Below are 14676 nucleotides of genomic sequence, written 5' to 3'. Positions count from 1 at the left end.
TTATTAAATGGAATTAACCCCAAGAGAGAAGGACAAACTGCTGATTTTTTGCGCCGGGATGTTGGCAAAACAGCGTAAAGAGAAAGGGCTAAAGCTTAATTATCCTGAATCGGTAGCGTTTATTTCAAGTGCCATTTTAGAAGGGGCACGTGAAGGAAAAACGGTCTCAGAACTAATGGATTTCGGACGCACTTTACTCACATCTGACCAAGTTATGGAAGGGGTACCTTCGATGATTCCTGATGTGCAAGTTGAAGCCACGTTCCCCGATGGGACCAAGCTCGTCACCGTCCACGAACCCATTGTTTAGCGGGGGAGTTATGGCAGCATCGACAGCAAATTACTCGGGCTTTGTCCCGGGACAAATTGAAACCGCAAAAGGCGATATTAAGCTCAATGCGGGGCGAGACACAGTAACGGTGACCGTTGAAAACCTTGGTGACCGTCCGATTCAGATAGGTTCTCACTACCATTTCTACGAAGTGAACAATGCACTCAGCTTTGATCGTGAAGCGACGCGAGGATTTCGTTTAAACATTGCCGCCGGTACAGCAACGCGTTTTGAACCCGGACAATCACGCACAGTGGAGCTAGTTGCTTTTGCGGGTAAACGCGAAGTCTACGGATTTCAAGGTAAGGTCATGGGCAGTTTATAAGACGCCTAACTCAAAACAACAAGGAAGAATAATGGCGAGTATTTCTAGGCAAGCCTATGCAGAGATGTTTGGTCCTACGGTGGGTGACCGAGTTCGTTTAGCGGATACTGAGCTCTGGTTAGAAGTAGAAAAAGATCTCACGGTATACGGTGATGAAGTTAAGTTTGGCGGTGGCAAAGTCATTCGTGATGGCATGGGGCAAAGCCAGTTGCCTAGCAGTCAAACACCAGACCTCGTTATCACAAACGCGCTGATCCTCGACTATTGGGGGATCGTTAAAGCCGATGTGGCGGTGAAAAACGGCCGTATCGCAGCGATTGGTAAGGCAGGGAATCCCGACATTCAGCCCGGTGTCGATATTATTGTTGGCCCCGGAACCGAAGTGTTAGCAGGAGAAGGCTCAATCCTTACCGCTGGAGGCATTGATTCACATATCCACTTTATCTGTCCGCAACAAATCGAAGAAGCGCTTGCGTCTGGTGTTACTACCATGATCGGTGGTGGTACCGGGCCGAATACTGGTACTAACGCGACAACTTGTACTCCGGGCCCTTGGAATATGCATCGTATGTTGGAGTCCCTCGACCAATTCCCAATGAATTTTGGTTTGCTAGGGAAAGGCAATGCCAGTCAGCCAGAGGCATTACGTGAGCAGGTAGCCGCAGGTGCGGTTGGTTTAAAATTGCATGAAGACTGGGGAACCACACCTGCTTCTATTGATACTTGTTTGACCGTCGCGGATGAGATGGACGTGCAAGTGGCGATTCACACCGACACATTGAATGAATCGGGCTTTGTTGAATCGACGTTGGGGGCAATTGGTGACCGAGTTATTCATACCTATCACACAGAAGGGGCGGGTGGTGGTCATGCGCCAGATATCATTAAGGCGGCAGGGGAGTCTAACGTGTTGCCTTCTTCTACCAATCCAACCAGACCTTATACCGTAAATACGGTGGATGAACATCTGGACATGTTGATGGTGTGCCATCACCTTTCCCCTTCGATCGCAGAAGATGTTGCTTTCGCTGAGTCGCGTATCCGACGTGAGACGATCGCCGCGGAAGACATTCTTCACGATCTTGGGGCGTTTTCTATGATCGCCTCAGATTCACAAGCGATGGGACGAGTTGGCGAGGTGATTACTCGCACATGGCAGACCGCGCATAAGATGAAAGTACAACGTGGAAGTCTGCCGCAAGATTCAAACTATAGCGATAACTTCCGACTGAAACGTTATATCGCTAAATACACCATTAACCCTGCTATTACCCATGGCATGGCTCATGAAATTGGCTCAATTGAAGTGGGTAAGTTGGCTGATTTGGTGCTTTGGAAACCGGCTTTCTTTGGCGTAAAACCAAGTGTCATTCTCAAAGGTGGCATGATTGCTATGGCGCCAATGGGAGACCCTAACGCCTCGATTCCTACCCCTCAACCTGTTCACTATCGTTCGATGTTTGGTAGCTACGGAAAGGCTTCTCAGCACACATCGATGTTGTTTGTATCTCAAGCGGCACAAAACGCTGGAATAGCTGAGGAACTCGGATTGGACAGCCTCATCGGTGTTGCTAAACAGTGTCGCACCATCAGTAAGGCGGACATGAAGCTGAATGATTGGCAGCCAAATATTGAAGTGGACTCCCAGACCTATCAAGTCCGAGCGGATGGCGAATTGTTGGTATGTGAACCAGCGGATGTACTGCCAATGGCGCAGCGCTACTTCTTATTTTAATAAAAACACACAGTTAAGCATTGAGGACAACACAGTGATAGAGCTAGTAGAAATTACCCAACAACCCACGACTCGGCCTCATGCCTTCTTGAGTTTGCCGATTGACAGTCGAATCAAGAGCCGTTTGAAAGTGATTCTCGATGATGGTCGCGACGCAGGGCTGTTTTTGCCCAGAGGTCATATTCTGCGCGGTGGTGAGCAATTAAAAAGCCGCTGCGGCTTAGTAATAGAAGTGAAAGCTGCGCCGGAAAAGGTCTCTTCCATCTATTGTAGTGACCTACATCTGCTAACCCGCGTTGCTTATCACCTAGGCAACCGACATGTACCGCTACAAGTCGAGTTTGGTTGGGTTCGTTACCAACATGATCATGTACTGGATGAAATGGTCGAAGGGTTAGGTGCCACCGTTTCAGTAGAGCTCGCTCCGTTCGAGCCAGAAGGTGGGGCATATGGCGGCAAGAGTGGCGGTCATCACCATCATCATTAATTAATACCTATTAAGCCCAATAACAAGAAAAGGAATATTCAATGAAATCAAAGTTCGCCAAATTAGTGTTCAAGACAACAACTGCGCTGTCATTTTTAACCCCAGCGTTTGCTTTTGCTCATCCGGGGCACGACTCAATGGCATTCACCAGCGGTTTGCTGCACCCCATCACAGGTGTTGATCACCTTATTATGCTTGTTGCTTTCGGTTTGTTGGTAGGCTGTTTAACGGTAAGCAAAGCTCAGAAGATAGGCTTACTTGTGGGAGCGCTGATAACTCTTATGGCTGGTTTACTCGCCGGGAAATGGTTTGGTCTAGTCTCTGGTGTGGAGATGGCCATTGTCGCCTCTCTGTTTGTCGTTAGTGCGGCCATCTGGCAAGTATTTAGCGCATCGCAGCAAATGGTGAAGCTGGCTGTTGGTTTGTGTATCGGCATGATGTTCTTTCACGGTTACGCTCACGGCGTTGAAGCGCAAGGCACACTTGGTCAGTTTTCTATGGGAATGGCGATGGGTGCGATGGTGTTAATGGCTGTCGGAATTCAAATTGGCCATTTAGTCGCTTCACGTTGGATGGCGGTTGGTGTTGCGGCGCTGAGTTCTGCATTCTTAATGGCATCTTAATGTATGGCCTCAAACGCAGCAGAAGATGACGCGATGGTGTCAAACAAAGGCACATCAAATGCAGAGGTTGTTAGCGGTGATGTTGCTAGTTACCGACTTTTTCAGCTGATAAGCCCATCACTGCCGATTGGCGGGTTTACATACTCGCAAGGATTAGAGTGGGCGGTAGAGGCGTGCTGGGTAACAAATCGCGAATCAATGGAAACCTGGTTAGCGAATATGCTGTTTAATAGTGTTGCGACGTTGGAACTGCCCATCATTGAACGTTTGTATGCGGCGGTAGAGTCAAAAGATAGCGAACAAATACAGCGGCTTACGGAACGCCTCTACAGCAGTCGAGAAACCAAAGAGTTACGGGCAGAAGAGAAGCAGCGTGGCCTTGCTTTGAATACGCTACTCAAGCGTCTGGAAGTTGAACTACCAGACATTGAACTCAGTGACTACCCAGCGACACAGCTTCTCGGACTATGCGTCGCTGCAGTGTACTGGAATATCGAGTTAACCGACTTAAAAAAAGGCTACCTATGGAGCTGGGCCGAAAACTTGGTGATGGCTGGCGTTAAACTGGTGCCACTAGGTCAGACTGATGGACAGTTGGCACTTATCAATTTATCAAACCATTTTGCTGAAACATTAGCAATTGCACAGGCGACCGAAGAGTGGATGATTGGCAGCTTCACTCCTGCGGTTTCCATCGCCAGCAGCCTACACGAAACACAATATACCAGACTGTTTCGTTCTTAGAGGAAACAGCGGAGGAGATAGGAAAGACTATGGAAAGTTACAAACAACCATTACGAATTGGCATTGGCGGTCCTGTTGGCTCGGGCAAAACAGCACTACTAGAAGTACTTTGTAAGGCGATTCGCGATAAGTTACATATCGCCGTAGTAACCAATGACATTTATACCCAAGAAGATGCCAAAATCCTGACACGAGCAGAAGCATTGGAACCCGATAGAATTATTGGTGTAGAGACTGGTGGTTGCCCCCATACGGCAATTCGTGAAGATGCGTCGATGAATCTAGCGGCGGTGGAGGAGTTGGCAAAACGCCACAAAAATCTTGATGTGGTCTTTGTTGAAAGTGGTGGCGACAACTTGAGTGCGACCTTTAGCCCAGAGCTTGCAGACCTTACCATCTACGTTATTGATGTGGCGGAGGGTGAAAAAATTCCCCGTAAAGGTGGCCCCGGTATTACCCGTTCAGATCTATTGGTTATCAATAAGATTGACCTTGCCCCTTATGTTGGAGCTTCACTTGAAGTGATGGAACAAGATACGCAAAGAATGCGTCCTGTGAAGCCTTATGTGTTCACTAACCTTAAAGAGAGCAAGGGGCTAGATACCATCATCGATTTCATTTTGACACAAGGTATGCTTGAGTTTCATAGTTAAGAATCCGCTCTCTTAATAACCAAGAGCAAAACGAAAATCCCGCATTATTGAGAGTTGTGACTTACACTTCTGATAGTTAGCTTCTCTAGCGGGACTTTTATGATACAAGCAAAATTGATGGTCTGGATTACGGCTCTGATTTTTTTCGGTTACGGTGTCTTGTTTACACTCTCTCCCAATACTCTATTCGAACGCGTCACCGATAGCGCTCTATTTTCTTATTCTGCCAGCATTGATGTTCGCGCAACATACGGAGGTATGTCTGTCGCAGTCGGTATCATTCTCATTCTGCTCGTCATAAAAAATGAAACACTGAAAGTGTCGGTGGTCGCATCCACGCTGTTGGCGGGCTTTATGGCACTAGCTCGCACGGTTGGTATCGCAATCGAGTCTCAACCCAACGATACCATGCTACTTTACCTACTTGCAGAAGCCTTTTTCACAGTTTGGGGGCTATTTATTCTTTGGAAGCTGCCAAAGCGGAGGTTTTACTTTAAGTAAGCGTATCTAGAGGATGTTTCAAAATGGAATTATCAAACAAGAGGTGTGTTTCAATCTGAAACGGATGGGGGCGGAAGTGCGCAATTTAGTGATCGTCTTGGTAGTTTCCAAAAGAGGTAACCCGATTGTTGGGTAAATTGACATAACCATCAAACTTTAGCTGTAAATAGTCGATAGTTTCTTTTTTTATAGAGCTTTCATGAATAGGATAGCTCTCGATTAGAATTATTCGCGGGTAGATGGTTCATAATATGAACGTAATATTGGACGTAGTTTAGGCACAGCTAGACAATATTATAAATCACAACATATAAACCAAGATTCATATTGGTTTCCTGCTTTAAAAATCAACGAATAGTTAATTTAAAGGGTTTCTCGCTCGATATGCCAGGTTATGTCACGCCTTTATTCATGAGGGGTAGAGAGCGTGATTAATTATAGAATTGCAATTGCATTTATTATTAATCGCCTGCAGCGAAGATCCTAAAATAAAGGATTGATTCATGAGCAACATATTAAGGCTTAAGATCTTTTTGCCGCCACTCTTTTTTCTTATCGTTGCGGTACTTGTTAGTCTTGTTGACCTACCGGCTTTTCTAGAAATCACAACCAGAATCAACGCTTGGATTTTAAACACATTTGATTGGCTGTTTTCAGCTGGGGCATTTGTGATGGTCTTGACGTGTATTGTGGTGTTCTTTTCTCCTTTAGGTCGTGTCACTATAGGTGGCGAGGGTGCAAAACCGATACTAAGTAAATGGCGTTGGGGAGCGATTACGATTTGTACCACCACTGCGGCAGGTATGTTGTTTTGGGCTACGGCAGAGCCGTTGTACCACCTCTATGCTCCTCCGAAGTCACTTTCCCTACTTCCAGGTTCAGCGCAAGCCGCGGATTTTGCTCTTTCTACCATGTATATGCATTGGTCATTTACACCATTTGCAATCTATGCAATTCCAGCTCTGGCGTTTGCATTGGCGTTCTATAACCTAAGCAGTCGATTTTCCATTAGTGCGGCACTGCAACCAATATTAGGTAAGCGATATTCGGTCAAAGTAGGTGGCGTTGTTGATTCAATATCCATGTTTGCTCTGGTAGCTGGAATGGCTTCTTCTTTGGGAACAGGAGCTTTAGTGCTTTCTAGTGGTATTGAAAAGGTCACCGGTTGGGAAAATAGCGCATTGCTATTGGGCTTTGTTATTGCAACCATTGTGGTGTGTTTTGTTGCCTCTTCTGTTTCAGGGTTACACAAAGGAATCGCACGCCTATCTTCTGTGAATACTTGCATCTTCGTAGTGATAGCTTTAACCGCGTTTTTCTTTGGACCAACTGACGTCATTTTTCACAATGGCAGCCAAGCGTTAGCCAATTATCTGTCTGAGTTTGTAAGCCGAAGCTTCTCACTAAACCTTCAAGATGGAGATAACTGGGCTAAGAGCTGGACGGTATTTTATTGGGCAAATTGGTTAGCGTGGGCTCCGGTCGTGGCATTATTCCTAGGCAAAATAGCCAGGGGACATTCGGTTCGCACATTTTTGATTGTGAACCTGGTTATTCCCGCAACGTTCTCAATGATGTGGATGGCGATATTCTCAGGAATGATTCTAGAGCTCGATATGAGCAGCAATGGCGCTTACTTTGCTCTGCTGAACGAGAATGGACCCGGGGCAGTAATTTACGGCTTGCTTGACCAGTTACCTCTGCCGATGTTGTTTATCTGCCTATTTATCTTTATTTCTTTCCTAGCTTATGTGACGGCTGCGGATTCGAATACAGAGGCAATCTCTTCTTTATGTATCGAATCGAATGATGAAGACAATGAACGAGCTAAGAAAGCGAAGGCTCAACTAAAGGTGCTATGGGGAAGTGTGATTGCTTTAGTTGCTTGGTCAATGACGGCATTTTCTGGCGTAGATGGCATAAAAATGATGTCTAATTTAGGAGGTTTGCCGGCTTTATTTGTTGTGATTGGGATGAATGCGTCTTTGTTAGTGTGGCTGTGGAAGAGCTACAAAGACCATTTTTCGACATCAAGCTCCATGAATCCTCAAAGGTCGACCAGTCCCTGATATCGTAGATTGTTAATGTATGAATCTAGCGACATAGTACCTTTTGCATAAATTCTGAGCATTAGGAAATAGGGTATCTTAACTGTGATTGAGACACCTAAAAACAGAACACTAACCTTATATACTGTCGGCAATACGGTCTTTCTCCTATGACATCTCATTCAATGCAGTCTATTGAAAATTGCAAAAAGCGCTGGGAATTTTTCCAGAAGCATTTATGGGTCTCCCCTGAGTTTGCTACATCACCTATCCTCCTATCATGGGAGAAGTGCGTAAAGCAGATGAGCGCCTATAAATGGTCTCGTCCTCACATTGCTTCGGGCTATACCTTAGCTTCTTTGAAACGACGTACCGAGCGCATTATTAACTGTGCAGCGACGGTAGTTGAAGATACTTATGATCTATTGCGCGAAGAAAAATTGCTATTGCTAGTGACCGATGACAACGGCTGCGTAATGTTCACGATTGGGCATGAAGAGCTTGAAGCGAAGATGGAGGCGCTCGGCATTAAGGTCGGCTGTTTTTTAAGTGAAGATAAAATTGGTACCAATGCGGTTAGTTTTGTTATGGAAACAAATATGCCAAGCGAGGTCTTTGCAAGCGAGCACTTTAAACGAGATTTGCACGAAATAGGCACCGCAGCAGCACCCATCATAGACGCATATGGCAAGCTTTGTGGAACCATAATGTTGGTGAGAAATGCGCAAGACTATAATAAGGAGAATCTGGTCATTGCATCCTCATGTGCTAGAGAGGTGAGTCTTCAACTGCATATTCAGAATGAACAGGAAAGCATGAATCGGCTCCAGTCTGCTCATAGTGCTGCATTGGATTATATTGATGACGGAATCTTATCTTGGGATGGTGATAACTTAATTTCTTACACTAGCCAGCAAGCAGAGAAGCTGCTGAGTATCAATAACAACGACTTACTTGAGCGAGATGTATTTGACGTTATTCGTTTTGCTCCAAACATCATGTCTTCAATCGAGAAAGGCGAAACAGTACTGCGTAAGAAAACCACTTTTGAAGTCGATGGGCGCTTTATTGAAGCGATTGTTACTTTTCGCTGCATGTCGGATGGGACCAATTTACTCTTTATCCACCCCATAGATAAGTTCAAAGATATGATTCAGCAGCAGGTAGGCGATAATGCTAAATATTCATTTAGCAGTTTGCCATTTGTCTCCAAAAAGATGAAACATGTGCTGAGAGTGGCTAAGCGCGCTATCAACTCTGATATGCCGATACTGATATCTGGTGAAGAAGGTGTAGGGAAGATTGATCTTGCCAAAGCCATTCATAACGAAAGTGATTATAGAGAAGGACCATTCATTACGTTTAATTGCCGTTCGACGAACGCACATCAGCAATTAAGAGATGTTCTTGGATTCGATGAAGGAGAAGGACAACTTTCGAAATTCGAATTGGCTCAAAACGGCACTTTGTATGTAGAGAACATCGAATACCTTGGAAGTGAATTGCAAGCAGCATTCCTGAAGCTATTAAAAACGGGACTGACCAGCCGTAGTGATAGCCAACGACTTATCACGGCAAAGTTCCAGCTAATCACCAGTACAACATCAAACGTGGCTGAATATGTGTCTCAAGGCGGTTTCTTGAGACAGCTTTTCTATGATATTTCTGCAAATGAATTGACGATACCTCCTTTAAGAAAACGAAAAGACGATCTAGAGCATATGATCTTAAAGTTGGTCAGCACTTACGAGCAGCGCCATAACATAGCGGTCAATATCGACAAAAATGTCATGCCCGTGCTCCTAGATTTTCCTTGGCCTGGCAACAATTCGCAGTTACGCAATCAGATAGAGCGAATACTGCTGAATCGAAGTTCAAATCTGGTAAAACTAATCGACATTCCGGATGAGATTAAGGTGCGTTCTATTACTTATGAAGAGGTCGCTGCGCCAATTCTTACTCTCGAAGAAGTAGAAAAACAGACGATCATTCAAGCTTGGAAAGCATATGAAGGATGCATGCAAGACATCGCCAAAGCGCTAAACATTGGCCGTACCACCTTGTGGCGCAAAGTGAAAAAGTATGAGATCAGCAGTATGATGGAACGAGGTTGAGTGCTTAGCCAACCTCGTTTGTGGTTGGTTAACCCTCTTTTATAGCTTGAACCAGAGCCTGAATCATCATCAGTGATGATGTGGCACCGGGATCTTGGTGACCGACACTAGCTTGCCCTAAGTGGCTGGCAAGTCCCTTTTGGGCTTGCATTTCTATCGTCGATACAGCACTTTTTTCCGCGGTAGACAGCATATCATCCAGCAACTCATCTATCGATACCCCTTTAGCCAAGTGCATTTGAGCGCGCTCTATCGTTGGTACCCAAACATCGCATAATGTCTTGTCTCCTAAACGGGCTTTCCCTCTGCTAAGCATCCCATCTACGCCTTTGGTTAGGCCATTGAGGAGCTCTTGAAAGGATAGTTGCTCACGGCTGCCAATGGTTGCAGCAGCACGAACGAACAGCGTGCCATACAATGGGCCACTGGCACCACCTACATTAGACATTAGAGCCATTCCCGTATTCTTCAATATCGTAGCTATGTTCTGTTTCTCAACCGAAGGTAGGTTTTCAGCGACCACTCGAAAGCCTCTATTGAGGTGTTTGCCATGATCAGCATCACCAATATCACGATCTAAGTTGTTGAGAAATAATTGATGTTCGCTATAAGCTTCCGCACATAAAGCAAGCCAATTAACAATGTGCTGTTTTTCGATTTGCATGAGTTGTGTATCCTTACTGCTGCTCGTTACCATCTAAGAGCTGGCGTATCTACGGGCGCGTCAAATAGTTCGATCATCTCTTTGTCGGCTTTCAGAAGCGTAATGGAGAGACCTTCCATATCGAGAGCGGTACAGTAGCTTCCGACCATATTTCTTACAATGTTGAAATTTTCCTGCTGACAACACTTGGCAAGCTGTTGATACGCCACGTATAGTTGCGAAACTGGAGTACCGCCAAAGCCATTAACGATAACGATATAGTCATGGTCTGGTTCAAATTGTTCAGTGGTGAACTCGATTTCGTTCCAGTGACTCTCTTCACGATCCCAGACGTTGATGAAGCGCGAATAGGGAGCGTCTTGTACCAAAGTCGTGAACATTTCACTGACTAGCTCATTCGCATTGGTGTATTCGATGCGTCTCATACCAGGTTCACCATGAATACCAACTCCAAACTCGACTTCGTTGTCAGCAAGTTCGAAGCATGGATTATCTGCTTCAGGCACGATAGGAGCATTGAGTGCGATCCCCAAAGTTCGACAGTTATTGATCACTCGACGGCCTAGTGTTTCGCACTGTTCCAGCGAATAGCCACGCTCGGCTGCTGCACCAACTATTTTTTCAAGTAAAACGGTGCCAGCACCTCCACGGCGTCCCGTGGTATATAAGCTATTTTGCACTGCAATATCATCATCAATTAAAACTGACCCGACTTTAATGCCATCTGCTTGCAGCAGTTCTACGGCCAGTTTGAAATTAAGTACATCTCCGGTGTAGTTCTTAATCAAAAACAGCACACCTTTGTCAGTACTGACGCGACTTGCACATTCGTAAATTTGATCAGGTGTTGCTCGAGTGAAAATCTCGCCGGGACATGCTCCTGTTACCATACCTTTACCTACAAACCCAACGTGCATGGGTTCATGTCCAGAAGCGCCGCCTGATAATAAAGCAACCTGGTTTGGTGAGAGGTCATGCCAAACGTAAAGAGGACTCTCATTAACTTTGATTTCTGGGCGAGAGGCAGTGAGTCCAGCCACTTGATCGAGCACCACTTGTTCGACGTCATTTATTAGTTGTTTCATGTTTTTATCTAAACGCTCTATTTGTAGGGACTGAGACCATCTTATGTCTAGCTAGGAATAGTGGCAATGATTTTGATTTGTTCCCAAATGAAACAGCTGTTTTTTTACTTGAGTTTCAAGTTGAAACAACAGGGTGGCGGCCATTAAAAAAACGTGACGAAATTAAAAGTCACTCCAATAAGAAAATAGTAATGAGTGGATAATTGAAACAACAATCAAAATTCAAAACCAATCTCAACGCTATTACTTCTTAATTTCCAATCTGGCTATTTATTATGACTCCAACGCTAAACGGCACTTGGAAATTTACCAATAAGTAACGCCGTCAATTAACCAAGGGATTAAAATGTCAGATCTTATTTTGAACACGAAGCAATCATTTGTTTTAGATTCTATTTCTGGTTCGCTTTACGCGGCGAAAAACAATAACTTGACCTTATTAGATTTCAATAACGATATTAAAGTCGTTGCTCGTAGCGATTGGCAAAAAGACAAGGTTGCTATTATCTGTGGCGGTGGTTCTGGGCATGAGCCTGCGCATGCGGGGTTTGTTGGCAAAGGTATGCTTACGGCTGCGGTATGTGGTGATTTGTTTGCAGCACCAAGTGTCGACGCTGTGCTTAATGCCATCCTTCATGTAACAGGAGACTCGGGCTGCCTTGTCATTATCAAGAATTATACTGGTGACCGTTTAAATTTCGGGCTTGCTGTAGAGAAAGCAAAAGAGATGGGGTACAAGGTTGACCTAATTGTCGTTGGTGATGATATCTCTATTCCAGAAAACCCTCAGCCACGTGGCATCGCTGGAACCCTATTTGTACAGAAAGTCGCGGGATTCGTTGCGGAGAGTGGTGGTTCGTTAGAGCAGGTGAAGCAAGCGGCAATGGACGCGCATGAGAACACGGCATCGATTGGAGTCGCTCTGACGAGTTGCTCGCTTCCAGGAGAAAGCAAAGACAGGATTGAGCTCGGTAAAGCAGAGTTAGGTCTGGGTATTCACGGCGAGTCGGGTATTGAAACGATTGAGCTACCGACAGCAAATGAGCTTGTTGCTTTGATGGCTAACAAGTTAAATCAAGCGAAACCTACGACGGAAAATGCCCTGATTCTTAATAACTTAGGTGGATTGTCGCCGATAGAAATGAATGTTGTTGCGAAAGCGCTGATGGAGTCTGAAGTCGGTCAGAAAGCCAAGTTTATTGTAAGTGGTGCGCTAATGACTGCGGTTGATATGAAAGGTTTTTCGATTTCAACGATTCAACTTTCAGAAACTATTGAGCCAGCACTCATTGCTGATGTAGAGACAGAGTCCTGGCCAGGTATGGTTGCACATCGTGAGTTGCCAACTTTGGCTTGCGAAAACAGAGTGACTAAGAAGGAATATACCGCTTCCTACGATGAAGAAACTGCGTTGGTGCTGAGAAAAGTCTGCCATTCTATTATCAACATTGAGTCACAGTTGAATCATCTAGACTCTATCGTTGGTGATGGCGATACAGGTTCCACCTTCTCTGCTGGTGCGAGCAAAGTGCTGGCTAAACTGGAGGCCAATGAGCTACCTCTTCAAGACATCGCTAAATTGATGGCAGCGATTGCCGATTGCTTAACGTCTGTGATGGGCGGTTCTTCTGGCGTGTTGCTTTCTATTCTGTTTACTTCAGCTGGTCGTGACTACGACCTTAATGGTTCATTACCAAAAGCTTTGCAAGCGGGTCTTGAGCAGATGATGAAATATGGCGGAGCCAAACCAGGCGACCGCACAATGATTGATGCTCTTTACCCCGCTTTAAATCAGTGGGTAGCGCAAGGGTTCGATGCAGCAATTAAAGCAGCAAAAGCAGGCGCAGAAGCGACCGCTAATATGACAAATGCTAACGCTGGCCGTTCTTCATATCTGAATAGCGACAGCTTATCAGGAACCAAAGATCCTGGCGCATTTGCGGTCGAAACAGTATTTAACCAATTCTAATAATAAGTTAACTCCAATCCAATAATAAACGCGTCAATTAGTGCTGACTAATTGACGCTCATAACCGATGAATAAAAGGTAATAATATGAACAAGTCCAATTTGGCGCGATATTTCCAATTCGCGCTCGTAATATTAGCCGCCGGGGCAGTATTCCCCTTGGTTTATTTAAAAGCGCAATATCAAGAAACAATTCTTGAAGTGTTCCAAATGAGTGTTACCGACCTAAACAATATTTACTCCATTCTTGGTTTGGTATTTATCGCAGGTTATTTCCCTAGTGGGGTATTGAGCGATAAGTTCAGTGCTAAATCATTATTGGTCGTAAGTTGCTTAGGTACTGCGGCAGGTGGTTTTTGGTTTGCTCAAACACCTGAATTTGGCGGCGTAGTAGGGTGCTTTATTGTTTGGGGTATCTTCGCGGTACTTACTTTTTGGTCAGCTCATATGAAGCTCACCAAAATGCTGTCAACACCTGAAGAAGAAGGTCGTTTCTTTGGCTTCTTAGATGGAGGACGCGGCCTAGTCGAGGCAGCTCTGGGCAGTATCGCTCTAGCTCTGTTCACGACAACACTTGGTGAAAGTGTTGCACTGGCAGATAAAGAGACCGCTCTGAAGTCTGTTATCTACATGTATGTGATTGCGCTAGTCGCTATTGCAGTGCTGGTGGCTTTGTTTGTAAAGCCAGCGGAAGAGCGCAATGTAGAAACTGGGGAAGACGAAAAATTCCGTATGGCTGATGTATCTAAAATCATCCGCAATAAGTTCGTCTGGCTCCAAGGTTTGATTATTTTCTGTGGCTATACGGTTTTCTGGTCAACCTATTACTACGGTGGTCACCTTCAGACAAACCTCGGAATGAGTGCCGTTACGGTAGGTTCGATGATGGTAGGTGTGCTTTGGATGCGTCCAATTGGCGGCTTCTTAGGCGGTTACCTAGCAGATAAAATTGGCAAAGCTACAACGGTTGCGTCTGGCTCAATTCTAGCCTGTATATGTTTATTTTCGCTAGCCATGGTTCCCAACTCTGCGGGCACTACAGTTATCGGCGGCCTAGTGCTTCTAACGGCGGTGTTTGTCTATGTTATTCGCGGCACATACTGGTCTTTACTTGGTCAGGCAAAAATCCCTACAGCACTTACTGGTACCGCAATCGGTGTTATCAGCCTAATTGGCTATCTACCAGACATTTTTATTCCTCAAATGAACAGTGTCCTATGGAGCATGTTCGGCAACGAAGGCGGCTATCGCGCTTACTTTGTGGTCACTGTGATCTTTGGCGTTATTGGCGCTGTCATCGCAATTGCGTTCAATAACATGACTAAGAAAGCAGAAGTCCAATCCAAAACTACACAAGCTCGCAGCGTTGAGCTGCCATCATCATGATTAGAGAGAAAA

At 45.2% G+C, this 14676-nt stretch carries 14 protein-coding genes; 12 read left to right on the top strand and 2 right to left on the bottom strand.

What is annotated here, in order from left to right; translation table 11 throughout:
* The first annotated feature begins 7 nt into the window (after nt 1–7).
* From ureA to dhaR, 10 genes are all read left to right on the top strand, one after another.
* On the top strand, nt 8–310 hold the full coding sequence (gene ureA / locus HOP38_RS23585; RefSeq protein WP_006074658.1) for an urease subunit gamma: 303 nt from the start codon (nt 8–10) through the stop codon (nt 308–310).
* 10 nt (nt 311–320) lie between these two features.
* Nucleotides 321–656, top strand: a complete 336-nt coding sequence (locus tag HOP38_RS23580) for an urease subunit beta (protein WP_198559139.1) — start codon at nt 321–323, stop codon at nt 654–656.
* A gap of 31 nt (nt 657–687) precedes the next feature.
* Entirely contained in the window at nt 688–2391 is a 1704-nt protein-coding gene (gene ureC / locus HOP38_RS23575; protein WP_198559138.1) for an urease subunit alpha, read from the top strand.
* A gap of 34 nt (nt 2392–2425) precedes the next feature.
* Entirely contained in the window at nt 2426–2878 is a 453-nt protein-coding gene (gene ureE, locus HOP38_RS23570) for an urease accessory protein UreE (protein WP_006074661.1), read from the top strand.
* A 41-nt stretch (nt 2879–2919) separates the two neighbouring features.
* The gene (locus tag HOP38_RS23565) at nt 2920–3501 is read left to right on the top strand and encodes a HupE/UreJ family protein (RefSeq protein WP_198559136.1); all 582 of its coding nucleotides are present in this window, start codon (nt 2920–2922) and stop codon (nt 3499–3501) included.
* A gap of 33 nt (nt 3502–3534) precedes the next feature.
* Nucleotides 3535–4245: an urease accessory protein UreF gene (locus HOP38_RS23560; RefSeq protein ID WP_198559379.1), complete on the top strand. Its 711-nt coding sequence runs from the start codon at nt 3535–3537 to the stop codon at nt 4243–4245.
* A 29-nt stretch (nt 4246–4274) separates the two neighbouring features.
* Nucleotides 4275–4898: an urease accessory protein UreG gene (gene ureG, locus HOP38_RS23555; RefSeq protein ID WP_063604960.1), complete on the top strand. Its 624-nt coding sequence runs from the start codon at nt 4275–4277 to the stop codon at nt 4896–4898.
* Between the two features lie 99 nt (nt 4899–4997).
* Nucleotides 4998–5399 (top strand): DUF4345 domain-containing protein, encoded by a 402-nt coding sequence (locus HOP38_RS23550; protein WP_038227197.1) that lies wholly within the window; start codon nt 4998–5000, stop codon nt 5397–5399.
* A 503-nt stretch (nt 5400–5902) separates the two neighbouring features.
* On the top strand, nt 5903–7468 hold the full coding sequence (locus HOP38_RS23545; RefSeq protein ID WP_088878828.1) for a BCCT family transporter: 1566 nt from the start codon (nt 5903–5905) through the stop codon (nt 7466–7468).
* A gap of 164 nt (nt 7469–7632) precedes the next feature.
* Complete coding sequence (gene dhaR, locus HOP38_RS23540; protein WP_198559378.1) at nt 7633–9561, top strand: dihydroxyacetone kinase operon transcriptional regulator DhaR; 1929 nt, start codon at nt 7633–7635, stop codon at nt 9559–9561.
* A gap of 28 nt (nt 9562–9589) precedes the next feature.
* Here the strand turns inward: dhaR and dhaL are convergent, their stop codons facing one another.
* Together dhaL and dhaK are read right to left on the bottom strand one after the other, a co-directional pair.
* Complete coding sequence (gene dhaL, locus HOP38_RS23535; RefSeq protein ID WP_124941370.1) at nt 9590–10225, bottom strand: dihydroxyacetone kinase subunit DhaL; 636 nt, start codon at nt 10223–10225, stop codon at nt 9590–9592.
* A 26-nt stretch (nt 10226–10251) separates the two neighbouring features.
* On the bottom strand, nt 10252–11310 hold the full coding sequence (gene dhaK / locus HOP38_RS23530) for a dihydroxyacetone kinase subunit DhaK (protein ID WP_198559135.1): 1059 nt from the start codon (nt 11308–11310) through the stop codon (nt 10252–10254).
* Between the two features lie 346 nt (nt 11311–11656).
* On the opposite strand from dhaK, the gene HOP38_RS23525 reads away from it, so the two are divergent.
* Both HOP38_RS23525 and HOP38_RS23520 read left to right on the top strand, forming a co-directional pair.
* The gene (locus tag HOP38_RS23525) at nt 11657–13279 is read left to right on the top strand and encodes a dihydroxyacetone kinase subunit DhaK (RefSeq protein WP_198559134.1); all 1623 of its coding nucleotides are present in this window, start codon (nt 11657–11659) and stop codon (nt 13277–13279) included.
* A gap of 86 nt (nt 13280–13365) precedes the next feature.
* Complete coding sequence (locus tag HOP38_RS23520; RefSeq protein WP_198559133.1) at nt 13366–14664, top strand: MFS transporter; 1299 nt, start codon at nt 13366–13368, stop codon at nt 14662–14664.
* Nucleotides 14665–14676: the final 12 nt, after the last annotated feature.

Source organism: Vibrio mediterranei (genome assembly GCF_013364395.1).
Classification (GTDB): domain Bacteria; phylum Pseudomonadota; class Gammaproteobacteria; order Enterobacterales; family Vibrionaceae; genus Vibrio; species Vibrio mediterranei.
The sequence above is the reverse complement of the archived record's forward strand: the minus strand, read 5'-3'. Positions and strand labels throughout refer to the sequence as shown.

Bases quoted from the DNA above. Each gene is read 5' to 3' on its own strand.
- HOP38_RS23550 (WP_038227197.1), top strand. From the start codon at position 4,998: ATGATACAAGCAAAATTGATGGTCTGGATTACGGCTCTGATTTTTTTC.
- dhaK (WP_198559135.1), bottom strand. From the start codon at position 11,310: ATGAAACAACTAATAAATGACGTCGAACAAGTGGTGCTCGATCAAGTG.
- dhaR (WP_198559378.1), top strand. From the start codon at position 7,633: ATGCAGTCTATTGAAAATTGCAAAAAGCGCTGGGAATTTTTCCAGAAG.
- ureC (WP_198559138.1), top strand. From the start codon at position 688: ATGGCGAGTATTTCTAGGCAAGCCTATGCAGAGATGTTTGGTCCTACG.
- HOP38_RS23565 (WP_198559136.1), top strand. From the start codon at position 2,920: ATGAAATCAAAGTTCGCCAAATTAGTGTTCAAGACAACAACTGCGCTG.
- HOP38_RS23580 (WP_198559139.1), top strand. From the start codon at position 321: ATGGCAGCATCGACAGCAAATTACTCGGGCTTTGTCCCGGGACAAATT.
- HOP38_RS23520 (WP_198559133.1), top strand. From the start codon at position 13,366: ATGAACAAGTCCAATTTGGCGCGATATTTCCAATTCGCGCTCGTAATA.
- dhaL (WP_124941370.1), bottom strand. From the start codon at position 10,225: ATGCAAATCGAAAAACAGCACATTGTTAATTGGCTTGCTTTATGTGCG.
- HOP38_RS23525 (WP_198559134.1), top strand. From the start codon at position 11,657: ATGTCAGATCTTATTTTGAACACGAAGCAATCATTTGTTTTAGATTCT.
- HOP38_RS23560 (WP_198559379.1), top strand. From the start codon at position 3,535: ATGGTGTCAAACAAAGGCACATCAAATGCAGAGGTTGTTAGCGGTGAT.
- HOP38_RS23545 (WP_088878828.1), top strand. From the start codon at position 5,903: ATGAGCAACATATTAAGGCTTAAGATCTTTTTGCCGCCACTCTTTTTT.
- ureG (WP_063604960.1), top strand. From the start codon at position 4,275: ATGGAAAGTTACAAACAACCATTACGAATTGGCATTGGCGGTCCTGTT.
- ureA (WP_006074658.1), top strand. From the start codon at position 8: ATGGAATTAACCCCAAGAGAGAAGGACAAACTGCTGATTTTTTGCGCC.